We start from the raw sequence: 18,764 nt of genomic DNA, 5'->3' as shown, positions 1-18,764 counted from the left end.
CCCGTCTGCCGAAAAGGTGGCGTGCGTCAGGCGGGAGTGGTCCCCGCGCTGCTCGTCTCGTTCAACCGGGCCAACAGCTCGGCGAACCGCTCGACCTCGGCCTGGTCCCAGCTGCCCAGCCGGTCATAGAGCAATCGGCGGGACTCGGCGATGGTCGTCTCGTACCTCGCCCGGGCATCCTCGGTGATCGAGATCAATTTCGCCCTGCCATCATGGGGATCGGCCGTGCATTTCACCAGCCCGAACGCGCCGAGCTGCTTGATGGTGCGGCTCATCATGGCCTTGTCCGTCTGCAGTTCCACGGCCAGTTCGACCTGCTGCCGTGCACCGTGGTGGGCGAGCAGGGTCAGGACCTTGTAGCCGGTGGGCTGCAGCTCGGGGTGGATCGCCGCGGCGCGGTTGCGGATGCTGGCCCGTGCCGAGACGATCAACGTGCCGAATTGCCTCTCGACCTCGCCGATCGCCTCGGCCATGGCGCTGGCATCCACGGGAGCTGCCCGGGTGGCTTCCGGGGCGCCCGTCGGTGCGGCGAACGGGTCGGATAGGTTCGTCATCTCAGCCACGGTACCCGGGAGTGCCGCCCCCGGAGCCCAGCCGGGCATCGCCGTCGTTCCCGGGGGTGCGGGGTGCGACCAGGGGAATGGCGTCGGTGTCCAGCGTCGGGGTGACCGCGATGGTTGCCTCGCTGACCTCGGCCAGGCGCAGTTCGGCGGCCTCGAGTTCCGGGTGGGCAGGTGCCGCGGATCCGTCGGCTCCTGCGGCTTCGGCCTCGGCGCGCTGGTGGCGGGTCTGCGTGCTGAGCTCCAGGTTGGGCAGGAACACGATGGCGAGGATCGTCAGGATGCTCAGCGGTGCGGCGACCGCGAAGACATGTGCGACGGCGTCGCCGTAGGCGGACTCGATCACCAGGCGTACCGGCTCCGGCAGTGCGTGGACGGCCGGGATGTTGCCGCTGGCCAGCGTCGCGGCGATGTCCTTGCCGCCGGCGCCGAGGGAGGCGATGGCTGCCTTGAGGTCGGCAGAGCGTTCGCCCATCAGATCGGTGACCTTGGTGGCCATGATGGCACCGAGGACGGAAACACCGATCGTGCCGCCCAGGGAGCGGAAGAACGCGATGCCGGAGGAGGCCACGCCGATCTCGGCGGGGACGACGGCATTCTGGACCACGAGCACGAGGTTCTGCATCACCATGCCCAGGCCCGCGCCCAGGATGAACATGTAGGCCGAGACCAGCACGAAGTCGGTGTCGAAGTGGATGGTCCCCAACAGGTAGAGGCCCGCCAGCTGCAGCACGGAGCCGACGACCATGTAGGCCTTCCACTTGCCGCGGCGGGAGATCATGGCGCCGACGACGGTGGAGACGATCAGCAGCCCGGCCATCATCGGGATGGTCATCAGGCCGGACTGGGTGGCGTTGGCGCCGCGGGCCAGCTGCATGTACTGCGCGAGGAAGACCGAGGTGCCGAACATGGAGACACCGACGGAGATCGAGCCGACGACGCTGAGTGTGAAGCTGCGGTTCTTGAACATGGTCAGCGGGATGATCGGCTCGGCGGCCTTGAATTCTGCGATGACGAACGCGGCCAGGGCGACAACGGCGCCGCCGACCATCCACGCGGTGGTGGCGCTGGCCCACTCGAAGTCCTTGCCGGCCAGGGAGACCCAGATCAGCAGCAGGGCGATGCCGGTGGAGAGCAGGATGATGCCCGCGTAGTCGATGCTCACCTTGCGCTTGGCCTGGGCCGGCAGATGCAGGGTCTTCTGGATGAGAACAATGGCGATGGCAGCGAAGGGCAGGGCGATGAAGAAGTTCCAGCGCCAGTTGATCGAGTCCGTGATGAAGCCGCCGATCAGCGGGCCGCCCACGGTGCCCAGCGCCATGACGGCGCCGAACAGGCCCATGTACTTGCCGCGTTCACGCGGGGAGATGATGTCCGCCATGACGATCTGGGACAGGGCGGTCAGGCCGCCGGCGCCGAGGCCCTGGAAGACGCGCATGGTGATGAGCATCGTGGTGTCCTGCGAGAAACCGGCGATGGCCGAGGAGATCACGAAGATCAGCAGCGAGAGCTGCAGCAGCAGCTTGCGGTTGGTGAGGTCCGCGAGCTTGCCCCAGATGGGCGTGGAGATCGTGGTGGCCAGCAGGGTGGCCGTGATGACCCAGGTGTAGGCGGTCTGGCTGCCGTGGAGGTCGGAGAGGATGACGGGCAGCGACGTCGAGACGACGGTGCCGGCGAGGATCGAGACGAACATGCCCATGAGCAGGCCGGTCAGCGACTGGATGACCTGCCGGTGGGTCATGCCGGAGTCGGACAGCGAGGCCGTGCGCTCCGGGGTGGAAACTGAAGACAAGGAGGCTCCATGGGGAAGAGGGGGATGGTTGTTCTAAGACAACTATATAGGAAGTGGTTGCCTTAGGACAACTAGTTTCAAGGTGATCCCGATCTCCGTTTGGCGCATCCTATGATCCCATGATACCCCCTAGGGGTATGGTCGGATTGTGTCGAAACCAAGGAGGAACGATGGCATACATGACCAGATGGCGGACCGCAGGTGTCGTGGTCGCCGCGGCCCTCGCCCTGCCCGGGTGCGCGGCGGGAAGCGGTGGAAACCCCGACCCTTCGAACCGGTCGCACGCCACCCACATGGCATCGCCCTCGTCGTCCGCTGCCGATGGCGGCCCCCCTCCGGATGGAATCCGGAAGGCTCCGACCGTCGGTCCCCGGTGGGCACCGACGTCACGCTGACGGCCGACCATATTCCCGGCATGATTGGTGCCACGGCGAAGAACGCATCTGTCTGGACCGGCAACGTCTATATGGTCGACGACGAGGTCGACGGCATGATGATGAAGAACCACAAGTGGGTCGCCGAGGACGAGCTGCAGCCCGCCAAGTAGCCGGAAAGCCGAGGAGGAATGCGATGGAGCACGATATGGGCGAAGACCACGGACATCAGATGGGTGGGATGGATGAGGGACCCCACGGCGACAGCGAGGCAGGACACCTGCACGACATGTCGGGGATGGCCGTCGGTGCGACGCTGCACTGCCTGACGGGATGCTCCATCGGCGAGATCATCGGATTACTGGTGGGCACCGCGGCCGGTTGGTCCAACCTGCCCACGACAATCCTGTCAATTGGATTGGCCTTCGTCTTCGGTTACTCCCTGTCGGCGCTGCCCCTTGTCCGCGCCGGCATTGCAGTCTCCACGGCGTTGGGACTGGTCCTCGCCGCCGACACCCTCTCGATCCTGACCATGGAGATCGTCGACAACCTGGTCATGCTCCTCATCCCCGGAGCCATGAACGCCGGTCTGCTCAACCCGGTTTTCTGGGTATCCATGGCGATCGCTCTGACGATCGCGTTCTTCGTCGCCTGGCCGGTGAACCGCGCCCTGCTGCGCCGCGGCAAGGGGCATGCGGTCACACACCATGCACTGGGCGAGAACGCGACCATGGACAACCGGCCCCTCGTCTGGGGCATCAGCGCGTTCCTGCTCGGGGGGATGGTCGCCTCCTTCGGGACCCTCCTCGGCTGACCCCGGTCGGCAGCCAACCGTCAGCCGAGGATCCGGCCCCGGACCCCTGGGCACCGAGGTCGTCAGAGGACCTTCGCCAGGAAGGCCCGCGTCCTGTCCTTTTGCGGGTTGGCCAGGACGTCTGCGGGGGGTCCAGACTCGACGATGGCACCTTCATCGAAGAAATGCACCGTGTCGGCGACCTCCCGGGCGAAGCCCATCTCGTGGGTGACCACCACCATCGTCATGCCGGCCCGGGCCAGCGCCTTCATGGCCTCGAGCACCTCGTCCACCAGTTCGGGGTCAAGAGCCGACGTCGGTTCGTCGAAGAGCATGATCTCCGGGTCCATGGCGAGCGCGCGGGCAATCGCCACGCGCTGCTGCTGGCCGCCGGAGAGCTGGTGGGGGCGCTTGTGCGAATGCTCGGCGAGGCCGACACGGCCGAGTTCCTCCAGCGCCCGGGCCCGCGCCTTCGCCTTGGGGAAGCCGCGCACTTCCATCAGGGCGCAGGCGACGTTCTCCTCGGCGGAGAAGTGCCCGAAGAGGTTGAACCGCTGGAACACCATCCCGATGCGCGAGCGGAAGGCCGCGAACTGCTTCGTGTTCCATTCGTAGTAGCGTCCCTCGCGGAATTCGTACCCGACATGCCGGTCCTCGACCAGGAGGGTGCCGTCGTCGTACGTCTCCAGCGCGTTCAGGCAGCGTAGGAAGGTCGACTTTCCGGATCCGGAGGGCCCGACGATGCAGCTGACCTCCCCGGAGGCGACGGTGAAGTCGACGCCGGTGAGCACCTGGTGGCTGCCGAAGGACTTGGTCACCCCGCTCGCCTGGACATGCAGCTTTCCCGGGTTTGCCGGGCTGGACGCGTCGCGGATTGCTCCGGTGGGCTGGTCATTCATGACAGGTCCTTTCCTGCCGCGGCGACGTCGTCGGCGGCCCGTGGCGTGGTGCTCTTCGCACCGCTGACGGTCTTGAGCAGCACGCCCGGCTTGCGTACCAGGCGAACCGCGTCGGCACCGTAGTGTGCCTCGAGCTTGGATTGGAAGAACGTGGCGATGGCGGTCATGACCATGTACCAGAGCGAGGCCACGATCAGCAGTTCCATGATCAGGTTGTTCTGCTTGTAGATCTGGCTGGCATTGGTCATCAGGTCGTTGCCGGCGACGACATAGACCAGAGAGGTGGTCTTGAGCATGGAGATGAACTCGTTGCCGGTCGGCGGGATGATGATGCGCAGCGCCTGCGGCAGGACGATCTTGCGCATCCGCTTTCCCGGGGTCATGCCCAGGGCGTAGGCAGCCTCGGTCTGCCCCGCGTCGACCGCCTGGATGCCGGCCCGTACCGTTTCGGCGAAGTATGCGGCCAGGTTCAGGCCCAGGCCGAGCAGGGCAGCGGTGAAGCCGGTCATCACGTCATTAGTGTTCCACAGGTACCCGATGTTGGTGAAGGGGATCCTGATGACCAACGTGGGGAACAGGAACGCCAAGTTGTACCAGAAGATCAACTGCACCAGCACGGGGGTGCCGCGGAAGAACCAGATGTAGAGCGTCGACAGCCAGTTCAGCACCGGGTTGGCCGAAAGCTTCATGACGGCCAGGACCACGCCGAGCACGAGGCCCAGCACGGTCGCCAGGACGGAAATCATCAGGGTGATCCAGATGCCGTCGATGATCTTGGGGAAGAACAGGTACTCGGCGACCTTTCCCCAACGGATATTGGGGTTGGTGGCCATCGTGAAGGCGAGCCAGAGGAACACGGCCAGCGCCAGCGCGCCGAGGACCCATCGTTCGCGGTGTTTGAGCGCGATGACCGGGACGGCTGTGCCGTCCGGGCCGCTGAGCTGCGTCGGCCGGGGATTGCGGCGTAGTGCCGGACTCATGCGGTCCCCCTACTTCCCGTCGTTGATGGTCGCGGTCTCGATCGCCATTTTCTGTACGTTCCAGGCGTCGAGGATCTTCGCGTAGCTGCCGTCGTCGATCAGGGACTGCAGCGCCTTCTGCACGGCCGCCGAGAGTTCCGTGGAGTCCTGCTTCATGGCGATGCCCCAGACGCTCTCGTCGCCGGGGATCGCCACGGCCTCCAGCACGTCCTTCGAGGTCTGGGCGCGGTACGCGGCGACCGGGTAGTCGTTGATGCCGGCATCGGCGCGGCCGTTGCGGACCTGCAGGATGGCATCCTGGTCGCCGGTGAACTTCAGGATCTCCACGGATTCCTTGCCGGCAGCCTTGCAGTCCTTGTTGAACTGCTCGGCCAGGGCCAGCGAGGAACCATTGTCGACGACGGCAACGGTCTTCCCGCAGGCGGTGTCGGGGTCGCCCAGGCCCTCCGGGTTGCCCTTCTTGACCACCCAGCCGTTGCCGGCCTGCACGTAGTCGACGAACGTGACGGTCTGGCGGCGTTCGGCGTTGTCCGTCATCGAGGACATGATGATGTCGTACCGGCCGGTGGTGATGCCGGGGATCTGTGCGTTGAAGTCCTCGTTCTTGATGCTGATCTTGACGCCGAGTTTGTTCGCGATGGCCCGGCCCAGTGAGGGGTCAACGCCGATGAGGGTCTTGCCGTCCTTGGCGAAGAGTTCCATGGGCGGGTAGCCCTCGGAGGTCGTCATCCGCAGGCCCTCGCTGCGCACGGCATCGGGCAGGAGCTTGGTCAGTTCGGCGTCGGGTTTGATGGCATCGATCGTTGAGGCGGCGAGGTCCTCGGTCGGGGCCGGGGCGGCCGAGAACGCCGACGGGTCGGCGGCCGCGGCGTCATCGTTGCCGGAGAGGGACTGGCCGCCGCAGGCGGTGGTGGACAGGACCGCCAGCAGGGCGGCTGATGTCAGGGCCCCAGTGCGGATCTTGCGGATGAGTGTGGTGTTCATGGTGTTCTCCTCGGTGGCGGTTCGTGCGGTGATGGGTGGGTGGGAGCAGGATGGACGCTGGTCACGAGTCCTTGCGGTAGCGCAGGGTGCCGCCAACGGCGGTGGCCGTCACCGGCAGATCGTGAAGATCGCGGGGGTCGATAGCGTAGGGATCGGCGGCCAGGGCGGTGAAGTCGGCGAGCATTCCGGGCCGCAGGCGGCCCTTGAGGGCTTCCTCCCCGGAGGCGCGCGCGGCCCCCGTGGTGAAGCCGGCGATGGCTTCGGCGACGGTGACCCGCTCACCGGGCTGCCACCCACCGGCGGGTTCGCCGTCGCGGCGTTGGCGGGTGACGGCTGCGTGGATCCCGTGCAGCGGGTCGGGGAGCTCGACCGGCGCGTCGGATCCGAAGGCCGGGTGCGCGCCGGCGTCGATGAGCGACCGCCAGGCGTAGGAGGCCAGGTCGCGGCCGGCCAGAAGCGTCGACGCCAGGGGGATGTCGGTGGTGCAGTGGGTGGGCTGCATGGAGGGGACGACGCCCAGGCGCGCCACCCGCTGGACATCCTCCGGCCGCAGATGCTGGGTGTGCTCGATGCGGTGACGCATGCGCTGGCGGGTGGGTCGTGAGCTGTCCGGCAGCCCAGGTGCGGCGTCCAGTGGGTGACGGACGAGGTCCTGGTAGGCATCCAGGACCAGTTGGTTGGCCCGGTCGCCGATGGCATGGGTGGCCACCGCGATCCCTGCCCCTGCGGCACGGCGTACCAATGCGAGCAGGTCGAGGTAGGGAGTGACCTCGATCCCGGTGTTGTCCCCCTCTCCGGGGAAGGGGTGGCCCATATGGCTGCTGTGGGAGCCGAGGGCGCCGTCGGAGAAGAGCTTGACCGGCCCGGTGCGTAGCCAGGCGTCGCCGTCGCCGGTCGCCCAGCCGTCGTCGATGGCCCGCTCCAGGGACGTGGCCGGGATGGACTTGTGCACCCGCAGCTGCAACTGCCCACTAGCGTGCAGGGATGCATAGGCGGTGCGGCATTCATCGCCGTCGAAATCATGAATGCCCGTGAGACCCACGGCCAACAGCCGCCGCTGGGCGAGAACGAGCTGGGACTGCAGATCTCCGGCGGCGGCGCTGTGCATGATCTCGTCGAGTGGTGCGTGGGCGGACTCGCGCAGGATGCCCGTCGGCACGCCATCCGGTCCGCGCACGATCTCCCCGCCGACAGGATCCGGGGTACTGGCATCGATGCCGACGGCGGCGAGTGCTGCCGAGTTCGCCCAGACGGTATGCCCGTCGACACTGGGCAGCGCCGCCGGATGCGAACCGGTGGCCGCATCCAGGGCCGCCCGGTCCGGTTGGACGGGGACGTCCCAGGTGTTGAAATCCCAGCGGCCGCCGAAGATCCAGGCGCCCTCGGGCAGGGTATGGGCGTACGCGCGGATCCTGGCCAGCGCATCTGACAGCCCGGTGACCCGACGTAGATCCAACGCCGAGATCTCGCGGGCGTAATTTGCCGTGTGGATATGGGCATCGGTGAGGCCGGGGATGACAGTTGCCCCGCCCAGGTCGACGGTTTCCAGGGGGCCGGTCGCGTGGGCCCGGAGCTCTTCGGGAGTGCCGACGGCGAGGATCCGTTCGCCGCGCGCCAACAATGCCGTCGCCCGGGGGCGTCCCGCCCACTGCGTGTGGAAGGTGGCGTTGACGTACAGGTGTTGCTGAAGCATTCCTAATCCTCTGCGCAGATCCGTGCGTCATTCCGCTAAGTTCCCCCAGCCGCTTTCAGCACCATTTGTCGGTCGTGCCGCTAACTCTAAGGGAAGGATGCCTGACATATGATGTGTGTCACATAACCTTTTGACGCACTGAGTTGAAGGAATGCTAATGCTCAATCTGACGCACCTGCGGACATTGGCCGAAGTGCTCCGGCTGGGGTCCTTCACCGCTGCGGGAAACCGGCTGGGCTACACGGCTTCGGCCGTATCCCAGCAGATGTCGGCGCTGGAGCGCGACACCGGAATGCGGCTGTTCATCCGCAGCGCCCGCAGCATCCAGCCCACGCAAACGGCGCACGCGATGGGCCAACACGCCCTGAAGCTGTTGCGTGATGTCGAGGGGCTGCTGGCCGCTGGCGCGGCTGCCCGCGAGACGTCCTCCCGCGAACTACGCATCGGAGTCTTTCCCTCGGCGGCGACCTTCGTGCTGTCGGAGTTCCTGGAGTCCCCAGCATGGGTGGAGTCCGGTGCGCAGTTGATGATCTCGATCGGCGAACCCAGCGCCGTCGTCCCCGGCCTCCGTGCAGGAGGTGAACTCGACGTCGCGCTGGTCTACCAGGTAGGTGAGTCGGGGCTGGTCCTGCCGCAGGGGGTTACCCGGCATTGGCTCGCCGACGACGCGTTCCGGGTGGTGGTCCCCGCCTCGGCCGGCCATGTGGAGAACGATCGCATGGAGCTCGAAGAATTGGGCGCGATGCCCTGGATCATCCACCAGCGTGGATCCAGCGACGCGAACGTCGTGGATGCCGTCCTGGCCAACGCGGGAATGCATCCACGCATCGTGGCCTCCAGCGATGACTTCAACGCCACCCTGCGTCTGGTCGCGGCGGGGCATGGGGCGGCCATGGTGCCCGAACTGGCCATGACCGCCCGGCCGCCGGGCATCGTCGCGGTCCAGGTCCCCGAGCTGCAGTTGTCCCGCAAGCTCATGGCGCTGTGGTCCGAGGATTCCCCGGCAGACCTGGTGGAACGGCTGGTGGAGGGCTGCCAGCGGCTGCTCGTTTAGTTTGGCGTTGCGGTCACGTTCTCGGCATTTTTCGAGGCGGCGAGATGGAGCCTCTGGATATCACGGCTGCTGCGAGATCCGGCATCGGCCCCGGGGTACTGCCTTCGATGCGGTCAATGATTCGACGTCCTGCTTCAACGCCCATCTGGTAGACCGGCTGGCGGATGACGGTCAAGGGCGGCGCCGTCAGCAGCGTCCAGGGGAAGTCGTCGTACATGACGAATGAGCAGTCGGCCGGGACGCTCAGGCCCCGCTTTATCAAGGTGCCAAAGAGGCTTTGCGCGATCATGTTGTCCGAGGCGACAAAAGCAGTCGGTGGTTCTGCCATGGCTAGCAGGGAGTCGACGGCAGCCTCCACGGCGGCCGGATCAACTGCGTTGAGGCGCACTAGGGAAGGGTCGAGCTCCATGCCAGACCTGGCGAGCGCTGCCTCGATCCCGCCAATGCGTTGGGTGACCGGTGACTGTCCGAGGTCTTTTCCGGGGCTGTAAGGAGTGGGGCTTCTCAGGCTGGAGACGTAGGCAATGCGTTCGTGGCCTGCATCTATCAGTTGTTGGGTAGAGGCCTCCGAAGCCGCTTGGAAGTCCACTGAAATTAGATCCGCCTCGATTCCGGGCGCACCCCGGTCGAAGAGTACGAGCGCACGGCCCCGGTCCTGTACATCTCGGAGATGATCGGACGACTCCGCCGAAGCGGGGGCAATGATCAACCCGTCCACACGCATGTCGAGCAATACGCGGACGGCTTCCTGCTCTGCGGTGAGCTGCTCGTCGGAATTGACGAGCATGACATTGTAGCCCCTCTCGCGCACCGCATCGCTGATGCCGCGGACGACCCTTCCGAAATAGGGGTTTTCGATGTCACCGACGACGACGCCCACCGTATGCGAGCGACCAGTATTCATGCTTTTGGCGACGTGGTTGGGATGGTAGCCCAGCTCCTTGGCCGCTGCCTGGACGCTGGTCAGTACTGCCTCGCTGACAGAACCGTATGCCCCTAGGGCGCGTGCCGCCTGTGCCTTGGAGACGCCAGCCCGGCGGGCGACGTCGGCAACGGTTGCATCCCTGGCAGAACTGGACTTGGTCATCGAATTTTCGCTCCAGGGGTTGACGGGTGGTGTTGTGCATCACTAACCTCATCATCATATCCCGAGACTGAGACCGGTCTCATATTCTCAAAAAAGAGACCGGTCTCAGTCCATCATTAGAACGGAAGTCAGCATGAGAATCATCTCCCGACTCAAGACGACGGCATTGGCCGCTGCTGCCACCGGCTCACTGCTACTGCTGACTGCATGTGGCGGCGCTTCGGCAGGGTCCCAGGCCCAGGAAAATCCCTACGACCTCATCACTCCGGGTCAGATTCGTGTGGCTAGCCTGGGCGATGCGAAGCCGTATACATTCACAGACGCATCAGGAAAATTCACCGGTTTCGACGTCGAATTCTTCACGAACGTGGCGCATAGAGTCGGCATCGACGACGTGGTATTCACTGGGCAGGATTTCTCGGCGATTCTCCCGGCAGTGGCGAACGGGCAGTTCGACGCGGGTGTCGCAGCTATCGGCATCACACCGGAGCGGCAGAAGACGGTCGATTTCTCGGACGGATACCTGGCCGGCTATCTCACAGTTCTCACCCGCAAGGACACAGGGATCAAATCCGCCAAGGACTTGGCGGGCCATCGTCTTGCTGTCGTACAGGGGAGCCTCCAGGAGGCCTACGCGGTCAAGCACTTCCCCAAGGCCGACCTTGTGCGTTTCCCCGACAACAACACTGCGATCTCCGGATTGAATAGCGGTGCAGTGGACGCCCATTTCCTCGATTATGAGGCCGCTAAAGACTACGCCAGGAAGTTCGATCTTGTCAGTGCCGCGGACATCCCCTCTTTCGACGCTCCGGCCGGATTTGCCGTCTCCAAGGACAATCCTGAACTGAAGAAGGCCCTGGACAAGGCCTTGCACGAATCCATGGAAGACGGGACCTGGAAGCAGCTCTACGAGAAGTGGTTCCCCGGCTCGCCGATGCCCAAGCAATATCTGCCCGGTGGCGGAAAGAGCTAGCTAATGGATGCCCTCGAAACCCTTTCCCGGACCTTCCTGGACTTCGGTGCCATGGTTCAGGTCCTGCCGCAACTGCTCCGTGTCGGCCTGCTCAACACCCTGATCATCTCAGTGTCGGCTACCATCATCGGAATCGTGCTCGGCATGCTGCTAGCCATCTGCAGCATTTCTCCCACCCGATGGTTGAGACTTCCGGCCCGGGCCTTCACGGATCTATTCCGGGGGCTGCCGGCCATCTTGACGATATTGCTCATCGGGCAGGGCCTGGCGCGCGTTAGCCAGGAAATTTTCGGCCCGAGCCCGTATCCGCTGGGTATCTTCGCCCTCAGCCTGATCTCCAGCGCCTACATCGGTGAGATCTTCCGGGCAGGGATTCAAAGTGTGGAGAAGGGCCAGCTTGAAGCATGCCGCGCACTCGGCATGGGCTACGCCAGGGCCATGGCACTTGTCGTGGTCCCGCAAGGGATCCGCAGAGTCCTCCCCGCGCTGGTCAACCAGTTCATCGCCATCATCAAGGACTCGTCGTTGGTCTATTTCCTTGGATTGCTCGTCGGCGAGAGGGAATTGTTCCGAGTGGGCCAGGATGCCGCCGTCCTCTCGGGAAACCTATCGCCGCTCGTTGCAGCGGGAGTCTTTTATCTCATCATCACCGTGCCGCTGACGCATCTGGTCAATTTCATCGATGAGCGCTTCCGGAGCGGACGCCGAAAGGCGACGCCTCCCACAAGCGGCTTGAAGGAAATCGAGGAAATGGACAACGGCGTAGCGGTCAACACACCGGCTGGAGTTGGTCACTAATGAGCGCGAAAACCAGTTTCGAATCGGAACGCCGGGCCCCGGAGATGGGGGCGCCCTTCCAAGGAGCTTCCTTGGAACTGAGGAATCTCAGTCTCGCATATGGGCAAATCCAGGTGGTCCGGGATATGAGCCTCACCGTCCGCCCCGGAACCACGACATGCATCATCGGGCCTTCTGGATCGGGTAAGTCCACGCTCCTCAGGGGGGTGAACAGACTGCATGAACCCGCGTCCGGCGACATTCTCATTGGAGGACGCTCTGTCCTTGATGATCCACCGGACGCCTTGCGACGACGCGTGGGAATGGTCTTCCAGCACTTCAATCTCTTTCCTGACCACACAGCGTTGGACAACGTCGCCCTGGCACCTTGGCATGTAAAGGGAAAGGGAAGGAAGGCTGCGCGCCAACTGGCAATGGAGCGGCTTCGGGACGTCGGCCTGGAGGAGCGAAGCGACCACCGGCCACGGGACCTTTCGGGCGGCCAGCAACAGCGTGTGGCCATCGCACGGGCGCTGGCGATGGAACCGGAAATCATGCTCTTTGACGAGGCAACTTCCGCTCTCGACCCGGAGTTGGTCAAAGGCGTACTCGATCTGATGGCGGGCCTCGGTGCCAGCGGTATGACCATGCTCGTCGTGACCCATGAGATGGGGTTCGCCAAGAAAGTCGCCGACCAGGTTGTCTTCATGGACGAAGGGGAAGTCGTCGAAGTCGGCGTGCCGGAGCGACTTTTCAACGACCCGCAGTCGCCACGTTTGCAACGCTTCCTGTCAGAGGTGCTCTGATGGGCTCCGGCAGCAGGGCGCTCAAGGCTGCCGTCGTTGGATACGGCGTCTCAGGGAGCATCTTTCACACCCCATTGATCGCAGCCCATCCTGAGTTCATGCTGGCAGGCATCGTCACCGCGAATCCGCAACGCGCAGCGAGCGCCCACCAGCGACATCCTGAAACTCGGGTCTTTGCGGACCTCCCCACACTGATGGCGGCGGTGGACAACGGTCTCGACTTGGACGTCGCCGTTCTGGGCACACCCCCGGAGGGCCATGTATATCAGGCGGACCTGCTGATGCGCCGGGGCATTGGCGTCGTTGTGGACAAACCGTTCACCCCGAGCGCTGCCGAAGCCCGGCACCTGATGGATACGGCTCGGGCGACCGGCAGTCTCCTGACCGTCTTCCAGAACCGGCGATGGGATGGCGACTTCCTCACCGTGAAGCAGCTGGTCACGCGGGGCCAGCTGGGGACGGTACAGAGTTTCGAATCCCGATTCGAGTGGTACTCACCGAGTTCTGGAGGGTGGAAGGACACAACTCCAACGGCTCGCGGCGGGGGAATCCTGTTGGATGTCGGCAGTCATCTCGTCGATCAGGCCATAGAACTCTTTGGCTTCCCGAAAGAGTATTCGGCCGAACTTGCCCGGCACACCCCCGGGGCAGGGCCAGACGAAGATGGTTTCGTATCGATGCTCCATGCCACCGGGGTCCGGTCCCGCCTCTGGATGAATTCGAAGACTCCGGCAGTGGGTCCGAGGTTCCACGTCGTGGGCAGCGGTGCCACCTTCACCAGCCAGGACAAGGATCCGCAGGAGGCACAACTTGCGGATGGGGTGGTGCCGACAGCGCAAGGTTATGGCAGCCACGCGCGCGCGCAGGCCAGACTCACCACCCCAGAAGGAACACGTCCGATCGATCTCGTGGCCGGCGACTACCCGGAGTTTTACGACCGACTTGCCGCCGCGTTGCGGGGAGTCGGACCACTCCCCGTGGACCCCGCCGAATCCACCCGCGTGCTGGAGATCTTGGAGGATATCCACTCGCGTCATTACGTCCGGCAGTCCAGCTTTTCGGGGGCACAACGATGACCCAATTATCTGATTCCGAAGGAAACACCATGAATGAAACTTCTACCGTCAACCACGTCGTCGTCATCGGCGGCGGGGCTATCGGCATGTCCACCGCAGTGCATCTGCTACGGCAATCAGTAGAGGTCACGTTGGTTACCGAGGCCGGTCTGGCTTCCGGAGCATCGGGGCGCTCCCTGTCGTGGCTCAACTCCGCAGGAACCCGCACAGATGAGTACCACGCGCTGAGGATGGCCGGTATCGAGCGCTACCGCATTCTGTCGACGCAGTACCCGGATGTCGATTGGCTGGAATTTGGCGGTGGGCTGTTCTGGGACGGCAGCTCTGCAACTACAGGCCAACGTCACGAAGCCGAAACAGCCCACGGCTACTCCTCATTGCTGCTGGATGCTGCTTCCGCAGCTGAGACGGCACAGGGCGTGAACCCTGGTGCCATTCCCCAGGCTGCCATTTTCAACGCAGCCGAAGGGTGGGTCAGTCTGCCCCACCTCATCGATCACCTCATGGAGGAATTCTCCCGCAGGGGTGGGCGATTGGTGCTCGGGGCGGGGCGGGCCGAAGTCCTCACTGAGGCAGGGCGTGCCGTCGGCGTCATCACCGAATCCGCCGGAGAGTTCAGGGGTGACGCGGTACTGGTGGCCTGCGGGCCCCAGACCCCTGAAGTTGTCGCACCTCTCGGCGTTCACATCGCCGATGGGTCGCCGGTTTCCATGTTGGTCATCACCGAGCCCGGGGACCACGAAATCCCTCCGGTCATGAATACTCCGCGGGTGGCCCTGCGCCCCAATCCCGGCAGGACCCTGGCTCTAGATCACGACTGGTACGAGGAGCACATCACAGAACACTCGGACGGATCCTTTGACGTTCCTCGCGCGGTAGTGGACGAGCTCGTTAGAGAGGCTTCGGACGTATTGAGCGGGACACCCAAGCTGGCGGCAGCGTCGTGGAAGATCGGCCGGAAGCCGATCCCGGGTGATGGGGAGCCCGTCTTCGGTGAACTCGAGCAGGTTCCGGGCTGCTTCGTGGCCTTCACCCACTCCGGCGCGACCTTGGCGCTGGTTGCCGGCGAACTCCTGACCGCGGAAATCAGCACCGGCGTTCGACATCCAATGCTTGAAACGTTCCGCCCCGAACGTTTTGCCCGGCAGGAGCGCCGTACTGCCTGAGGTATTCGTCTTCGCCGGCCCGGTCCCCAGGGACCTCAGTCGAAGGACCCGGCCGGCTCCAACCGCGGCACCGAGGCGAGCAGCTCGCGGGTGTAGGGGTGCTGTGGATCGGTGAACACCTGGTCGGCGTCCCCCTGCTCCACGGCGCGGCCGTCCTTCATCACCAGGACGCGGTCGCTCATGTGGTGGATGACGCCCAGATCATGGGAGATGAAGAGGTAGCTCAACCCCAGGCGTTGCTGCAGGTCGGTCAGCAGGTCCAGCACCTGCGCCTGCACCGAGACGTCCAACGCGGAGACCGCCTCGTCGAGCACGATGACCTCCGGTTCCGGTGCCAGCGCGCGGGCGATCGACAGGCGTTGGCGTTGCCCACCGGAGAGCTGGAGCGGATGCTTGGCCAGGTGTTCCTCGGCGAGGCCGACCGCGGCCGCCAGTTCCACCATCCGCGCCCGGCGGGCGCCGGGCTGGGCGAACGTGCCGGCATCGAGGGCGTCCAACAGGATCCTCTCGGCGTTCCAGCGGGGGTCGAAGGAGCCCAGCGGGTCCTGGTACACCGAGGTCACGGTGCGCCGACGCGGGCGGCGCTGGCTCGTGGTTAGCTCGGTCCACGGCTGCCCATCGAGCAGCACCCGCCCGGCATCCGGGTCCAGCAGGGCCAGGACGATCTTCGCCGTTGTGCTCTTTCCGGATCCCGATTCGCCGACGATGCCCAGCGTCTCGCCGGCACGGAGTTCGAAGGAGACATCGTCGACGACCGTGGCCAGGCGGCCATCTGGCCCCTGGTAGGCCTTGCTGAGATGTTCGGCGCGCAGGACGGCGGGGGCGTCGGCCGGGCGTTCGATCCAGATCCGGTCGGGGGCGTCGCCCAGGGAGTCGCGGCCCGCGCTGGTCAGCGGGACGCCGCGGGTGTGGGCGGAGGGCACCGCGTCCAGCAGGGCGCGGGTGTAGTCGTGCCGGGGGGCGCCCAGGACCTGGTCCACGGGCCCCTGCTCGACGATCGCCCCGCCCTGCATCACGGCGACGTGGTCGGCCATCCGGGCGACCACGGACAGGTCGTGGCTGATCAGCACGATCCCCGTCCCGCGCTCCTTCATGCCGGCTAAAAGGTCCAGCACTTGGGCCTGGACGGTGACATCGAGGGCGGTGGTCGGTTCGTCGGCGATGACCAGCGCGGGGTCCAGGGCGATGGCCGAGGCGATCAGGGCGCGCTGCCGCAGCCCGCCGGAGAGCTGGTCGGGCCGTTGCCGGGAGCGTAGTCCGGGTTCCGGGACGCCGACGCTGGCCAGCAGTTCGAGGACCTTTTCGCGGCGGCTGGCGGCACTCATGGAGCCATGCAGGCGGAGCGATTCCTCGATTTCGCGGCCGACGGGGCGCAGCGGATCCAGCGAGACCAGGGCGTCCTGCAGGATGAAGCCGATGTCCTTGCCGCGGATTCTTCGCCAGGAGCGTTCGGAGCGGCCCAGCGCGGTGCGTCCGGCCACCTCGAGGCGCCCCGCGGAGACATGGGCCCCGGCCCCGGGTAGCCCGACGAACGTCCGGGCGGTGACGGACTTGCCGGAGCCCGATTCCCCGACGATCGCCAGGCACTGCCCGGCATCCAGCGTCAGGGAGACGTCCTTCACCACGTGGGTGGACCGGGCCGTGCGCCCGTGTCCGGAGGCGAAGGAGACATCGAGGTGTTCCACGCGGAGCAGCCGGCGTGCGGCCGCGGCGGTGGGCATCGTGGCAGTGGACGTGCCGGACAGGATGGCGGTGGTGGTCATGGTCGTGCCCCTTCGAAGTTGGCTTGGATGAACCGGCCCAGCGTGGTGGAGGCCAGCGCCAGGGCCACGATGGCCAGGCCCGGCATGACCTCCAGCCACCAGGCGTGGGTGATGAACAGGCGGCCGGCGTCGAGCAGGGCGCCCCATTCGGGCGACGGTGGGGCGACGCCAAGCCCCAGGAACGCGAGTCCGGAGGCCCACACAATTGACTGCCCCACCCCGAGGGCGACCACGGCGACCAGCGGTCGGGTGGCGTTGGGCAGCAGGTGCCGGCGCAGGATCCGGGCCCGGCCGTGGCCGAGTGCGTGCGCGGCCTCCACATAGCCCGAGGTGCGCACGGACAGGACCTGCCCGCGGATCATGCGGGCATACCCCGGGGCGGTCCCCAGCCCGACGGCGATGACCTGAGTGGTGACGCTGGGCCCGTAGATGGTCACGAACAGCATGGCCAGCAGCAGCACGGGAAAGGCGAAAAGCACCTCGAGTCCGCGGTTGACCAGTCCGTCGACCCAGCGGGCGCCCAGCCCGGAGGCCAGCCCCAGGACGACGGCGATCCCGACGGCCAGGGCGGTGGCGCCGAGGCCGATCAGCAGCGATTCGCGCGTCCCGTACACCACGCGGGTGTACAGGTCGCGGCCGGACTGGTCGGTGCCGAACCAGTGCTGCGCGCTGGGGCCCTGCAGGGCGGCGCCGAGGTCGATCGCGAACGGGTCGCCCCCGGTGAGCAGCCGCGGCGCAAGGGCGGCGACCACGAAGAAGAGGACGACGGCGGCGCTCACCAGGGTGCCGAGCGGCACCTGGCGTAGTGCGTCCAGCCGGGAAGGTGCGGTGGACGCCCGGGAGGGGAGCGGGGTCTGGAGGGTGCTCATGCGGTCTTCATCCTCGGATCGATCAGGGTGTAGGCGAGGTCGACCAGCAGGTTGGCCACCACGTAGATGACGGCCACCAGGATCACGATCCCGCAAACAACGGGCAGGTCGCGGCTGTTCACCGCGGTGACGAGGACCTTCCCCAGGCCGGGCCGGGAGAAGATGTTCTCCGCGATGACGGCCCCGGAAAACAGGGCGCCCATGGCCCAGCCGCTGAGCGTGATGCCCGGCAGGACGGAGTGGCGCAACACGTGGCGCAGCCTCACCTGCGTGTCGCCCATGCCGCGCATCCGTGCGGTCAGGGTGAACGGCTGGTCCAGTGCGGCGTCGAATTCGCTGCGGATGGTCTGGCCGAGGAAGCCGGCCAGCGGGATGCCCAGCGTCAGGGCCGGAAGTACCAGGCTGGCGATCCCGGTGCCGCCGACGACCGGGAAGGCCCCCAGCCCGAGGGCGAAGACCACGAGCAGGATCACGCCCAGCCAGTACTGCGGCAACCCGGCGGCCAGCGCCTCGATCGATGCGGCGAGCGAGGACAACCACGGGACCCGCTTCACCGTGGCGATGGTGAAGATGATCGCGATCACCCAGGCGACGGCCAGCGAAGCGAACGTGAGCATGATGGTCGGCAAGACCTGGTCGCCGATGACCTCGGCGACCGGCTTGTACAGCTGGTAGGACAAGCCCAGGTCCCCACGCAGCAGGCCCCTCAGGAAATCGGCGTACTGCACCAGCAACGGGTCGTCGAACCCGAACTTGGCGTTGATGGGGGCGAGCTCGCCGGCAGTGCGTTCCTGGATCTGACCGGTGAGCTGGTTCAGTAGCAGCGTGGCACGGTCCCCGGGCAGCAGCGCCTGGATCAGGAAGGTGAAGGTCGCCGCGGCCCAGATGACCCCCAGGGCCGACAGGACGCGGACCCCGGTGCGGCGCAGGAACACCGCCGTACGCCGGATGCCGGCCGCTGGCCGGGGAACGGCGTCGGATCCCGTGGACCGCGACGACGGGTCAGATGATCGAGAATGGGCCGTATGACGCGGCGATTCCGGCATTTCGTCCGGTCTCGGTGCACCGGACGCCGGGTTGGGGCTGGTGGCGGGGTGGTCGTGGGTCGTCGTGGTCAT

18 protein-coding genes are annotated in these 18,764 nt (G+C 65.9%); 8 read left to right on the top strand and 10 right to left on the bottom strand.

Going from position 1 to position 18,764, the window contains the following annotated elements; all coding sequences use genetic code 11:
* Nucleotides 1-26: 26 nt before the first annotated feature.
* Entirely contained in the window at nucleotides 27-554 is a 528-nt protein-coding gene (locus AC1MEQ_RS09045) for a MarR family winged helix-turn-helix transcriptional regulator (RefSeq protein WP_479795897.1), read from the bottom strand.
* 1 nt (nucleotide 555) lies between these two features.
* The gene (locus tag AC1MEQ_RS09040) at nucleotides 556-2,301 is read right to left on the bottom strand and encodes an MDR family MFS transporter (RefSeq protein WP_479796096.1); all 1,746 of its coding nucleotides are present in this window, start codon (nucleotides 2,299-2,301) and stop codon (nucleotides 556-558) included.
* 424 nt (nucleotides 2,302-2,725) lie between these two features.
* Here AC1MEQ_RS09040 and AC1MEQ_RS09035 point away from each other — a divergent pair, with 424 nt between their 5' ends.
* Nucleotides 2,726-2,899, top strand: coding sequence for a DUF1541 domain-containing protein (locus AC1MEQ_RS09035; RefSeq protein WP_479795893.1), 174 nt, complete (start codon nucleotides 2,726-2,728; stop codon nucleotides 2,897-2,899).
* A gap of 68 nt (nucleotides 2,900-2,967) precedes the next feature.
* Complete coding sequence (locus AC1MEQ_RS09030; RefSeq protein WP_479795891.1) at nucleotides 2,968-3,540, top strand: DUF4396 domain-containing protein; 573 nt, start codon at nucleotides 2,968-2,970, stop codon at nucleotides 3,538-3,540.
* Between the two features lie 62 nt (nucleotides 3,541-3,602).
* Here the strand turns inward: AC1MEQ_RS09030 and AC1MEQ_RS09025 are convergent, their stop codons facing one another.
* The 4 genes from AC1MEQ_RS09025 to AC1MEQ_RS09010 form a co-directional block, all read right to left on the bottom strand.
* Nucleotides 3,603-4,418 (bottom strand): amino acid ABC transporter ATP-binding protein, encoded by an 816-nt coding sequence (locus tag AC1MEQ_RS09025; RefSeq protein WP_479795889.1) that lies wholly within the window; start codon nucleotides 4,416-4,418, stop codon nucleotides 3,603-3,605.
* Nucleotides 4,415-5,398: an amino acid ABC transporter permease gene (locus tag AC1MEQ_RS09020; RefSeq protein ID WP_479795887.1), complete on the bottom strand. Its 984-nt coding sequence runs from the start codon at nucleotides 5,396-5,398 to the stop codon at nucleotides 4,415-4,417. Before AC1MEQ_RS09020 ends, AC1MEQ_RS09025 begins: the two co-directional genes overlap by 4 nt.
* 9 nt (nucleotides 5,399-5,407) lie before the next feature.
* Nucleotides 5,408-6,382 carry an ABC transporter substrate-binding protein gene (locus AC1MEQ_RS09015; RefSeq protein WP_479795885.1) on the bottom strand — a complete coding sequence of 325 codons (975 nt, stop codon included), beginning with the start codon at nucleotides 6,380-6,382 and terminating at the stop codon, nucleotides 5,408-5,410.
* 61 nt (nucleotides 6,383-6,443) lie between these two features.
* Nucleotides 6,444-8,075: an amidohydrolase gene (locus AC1MEQ_RS09010; RefSeq protein ID WP_479795883.1), complete on the bottom strand. Its 1,632-nt coding sequence runs from the start codon at nucleotides 8,073-8,075 to the stop codon at nucleotides 6,444-6,446.
* Between the two features lie 157 nt (nucleotides 8,076-8,232).
* Between AC1MEQ_RS09010 and AC1MEQ_RS09005 the strand changes: the two genes are divergently transcribed.
* Nucleotides 8,233-9,129 (top strand): LysR family transcriptional regulator, encoded by an 897-nt coding sequence (locus tag AC1MEQ_RS09005; RefSeq protein WP_479795881.1) that lies wholly within the window; start codon nucleotides 8,233-8,235, stop codon nucleotides 9,127-9,129.
* A gap of 13 nt (nucleotides 9,130-9,142) precedes the next feature.
* Here AC1MEQ_RS09005 and AC1MEQ_RS09000 read toward each other — a convergent pair whose 3' ends face one another.
* Nucleotides 9,143-10,216 (bottom strand): LacI family DNA-binding transcriptional regulator, encoded by a 1,074-nt coding sequence (locus AC1MEQ_RS09000; RefSeq protein ID WP_479795879.1) that lies wholly within the window; start codon nucleotides 10,214-10,216, stop codon nucleotides 9,143-9,145.
* 133 nt (nucleotides 10,217-10,349) lie between these two features.
* Between AC1MEQ_RS09000 and AC1MEQ_RS08995 the strand changes: the two genes are divergently transcribed.
* The 5 genes from AC1MEQ_RS08995 to AC1MEQ_RS08975 are packed head-to-tail and all read left to right on the top strand — an operon-like array spanning nucleotide 10,350 to nucleotide 15,014.
* Nucleotides 10,350-11,189 carry an ABC transporter substrate-binding protein gene (locus tag AC1MEQ_RS08995; protein WP_479795877.1) on the top strand — a complete coding sequence of 280 codons (840 nt, stop codon included), beginning with the start codon at nucleotides 10,350-10,352 and terminating at the stop codon, nucleotides 11,187-11,189.
* A gap of 3 nt (nucleotides 11,190-11,192) precedes the next feature.
* Nucleotides 11,193-11,987 (top strand): amino acid ABC transporter permease, encoded by a 795-nt coding sequence (locus AC1MEQ_RS08990; RefSeq protein WP_479795875.1) that lies wholly within the window; start codon nucleotides 11,193-11,195, stop codon nucleotides 11,985-11,987.
* Entirely contained in the window at nucleotides 11,987-12,772 is a 786-nt protein-coding gene (locus tag AC1MEQ_RS08985) for an amino acid ABC transporter ATP-binding protein (RefSeq protein WP_479795873.1), read from the top strand. The genes AC1MEQ_RS08990 and AC1MEQ_RS08985 overlap by 1 nt, the downstream gene beginning before the upstream one ends.
* A complete protein-coding gene (locus AC1MEQ_RS08980; protein ID WP_479795871.1) occupies nucleotides 12,772-13,848 on the top strand; it encodes a Gfo/Idh/MocA family protein in 1,077 nt (358 codons plus the stop codon). The genes AC1MEQ_RS08985 and AC1MEQ_RS08980 overlap by 1 nt, the downstream gene beginning before the upstream one ends.
* A 29-nt stretch (nucleotides 13,849-13,877) precedes the next feature.
* Nucleotides 13,878-15,014, top strand: a complete 1,137-nt coding sequence (locus tag AC1MEQ_RS08975; RefSeq protein ID WP_479795869.1) for an NAD(P)/FAD-dependent oxidoreductase — start codon at nucleotides 13,878-13,880, stop codon at nucleotides 15,012-15,014.
* Between the two features lie 35 nt (nucleotides 15,015-15,049).
* Here the strand turns inward: AC1MEQ_RS08975 and AC1MEQ_RS08970 are convergent, their stop codons facing one another.
* The 3 genes from AC1MEQ_RS08970 to AC1MEQ_RS08960 are packed head-to-tail and all read right to left on the bottom strand — an operon-like array spanning nucleotide 15,050 to nucleotide 18,764.
* Entirely contained in the window at nucleotides 15,050-16,777 is a 1,728-nt protein-coding gene (locus tag AC1MEQ_RS08970; protein ID WP_479795867.1) for a dipeptide ABC transporter ATP-binding protein, read from the bottom strand.
* A complete protein-coding gene (locus AC1MEQ_RS08965) occupies nucleotides 16,774-17,646 on the bottom strand; it encodes an ABC transporter permease (RefSeq protein ID WP_479795865.1) in 873 nt (290 codons plus the stop codon). Before AC1MEQ_RS08965 ends, AC1MEQ_RS08970 begins: the two co-directional genes overlap by 4 nt.
* The gene (locus AC1MEQ_RS08960) at nucleotides 17,643-18,764 is read right to left on the bottom strand and encodes an ABC transporter permease (RefSeq protein WP_479795863.1); all 1,122 of its coding nucleotides are present in this window, start codon (nucleotides 18,762-18,764) and stop codon (nucleotides 17,643-17,645) included. The genes AC1MEQ_RS08965 and AC1MEQ_RS08960 overlap by 4 nt, the downstream gene beginning before the upstream one ends.

It is taken from the genome of Arthrobacter sp. ASL1, assembly GCF_056680475.1.
This window is presented reverse-complemented; position numbering and strand designations above follow the sequence as displayed.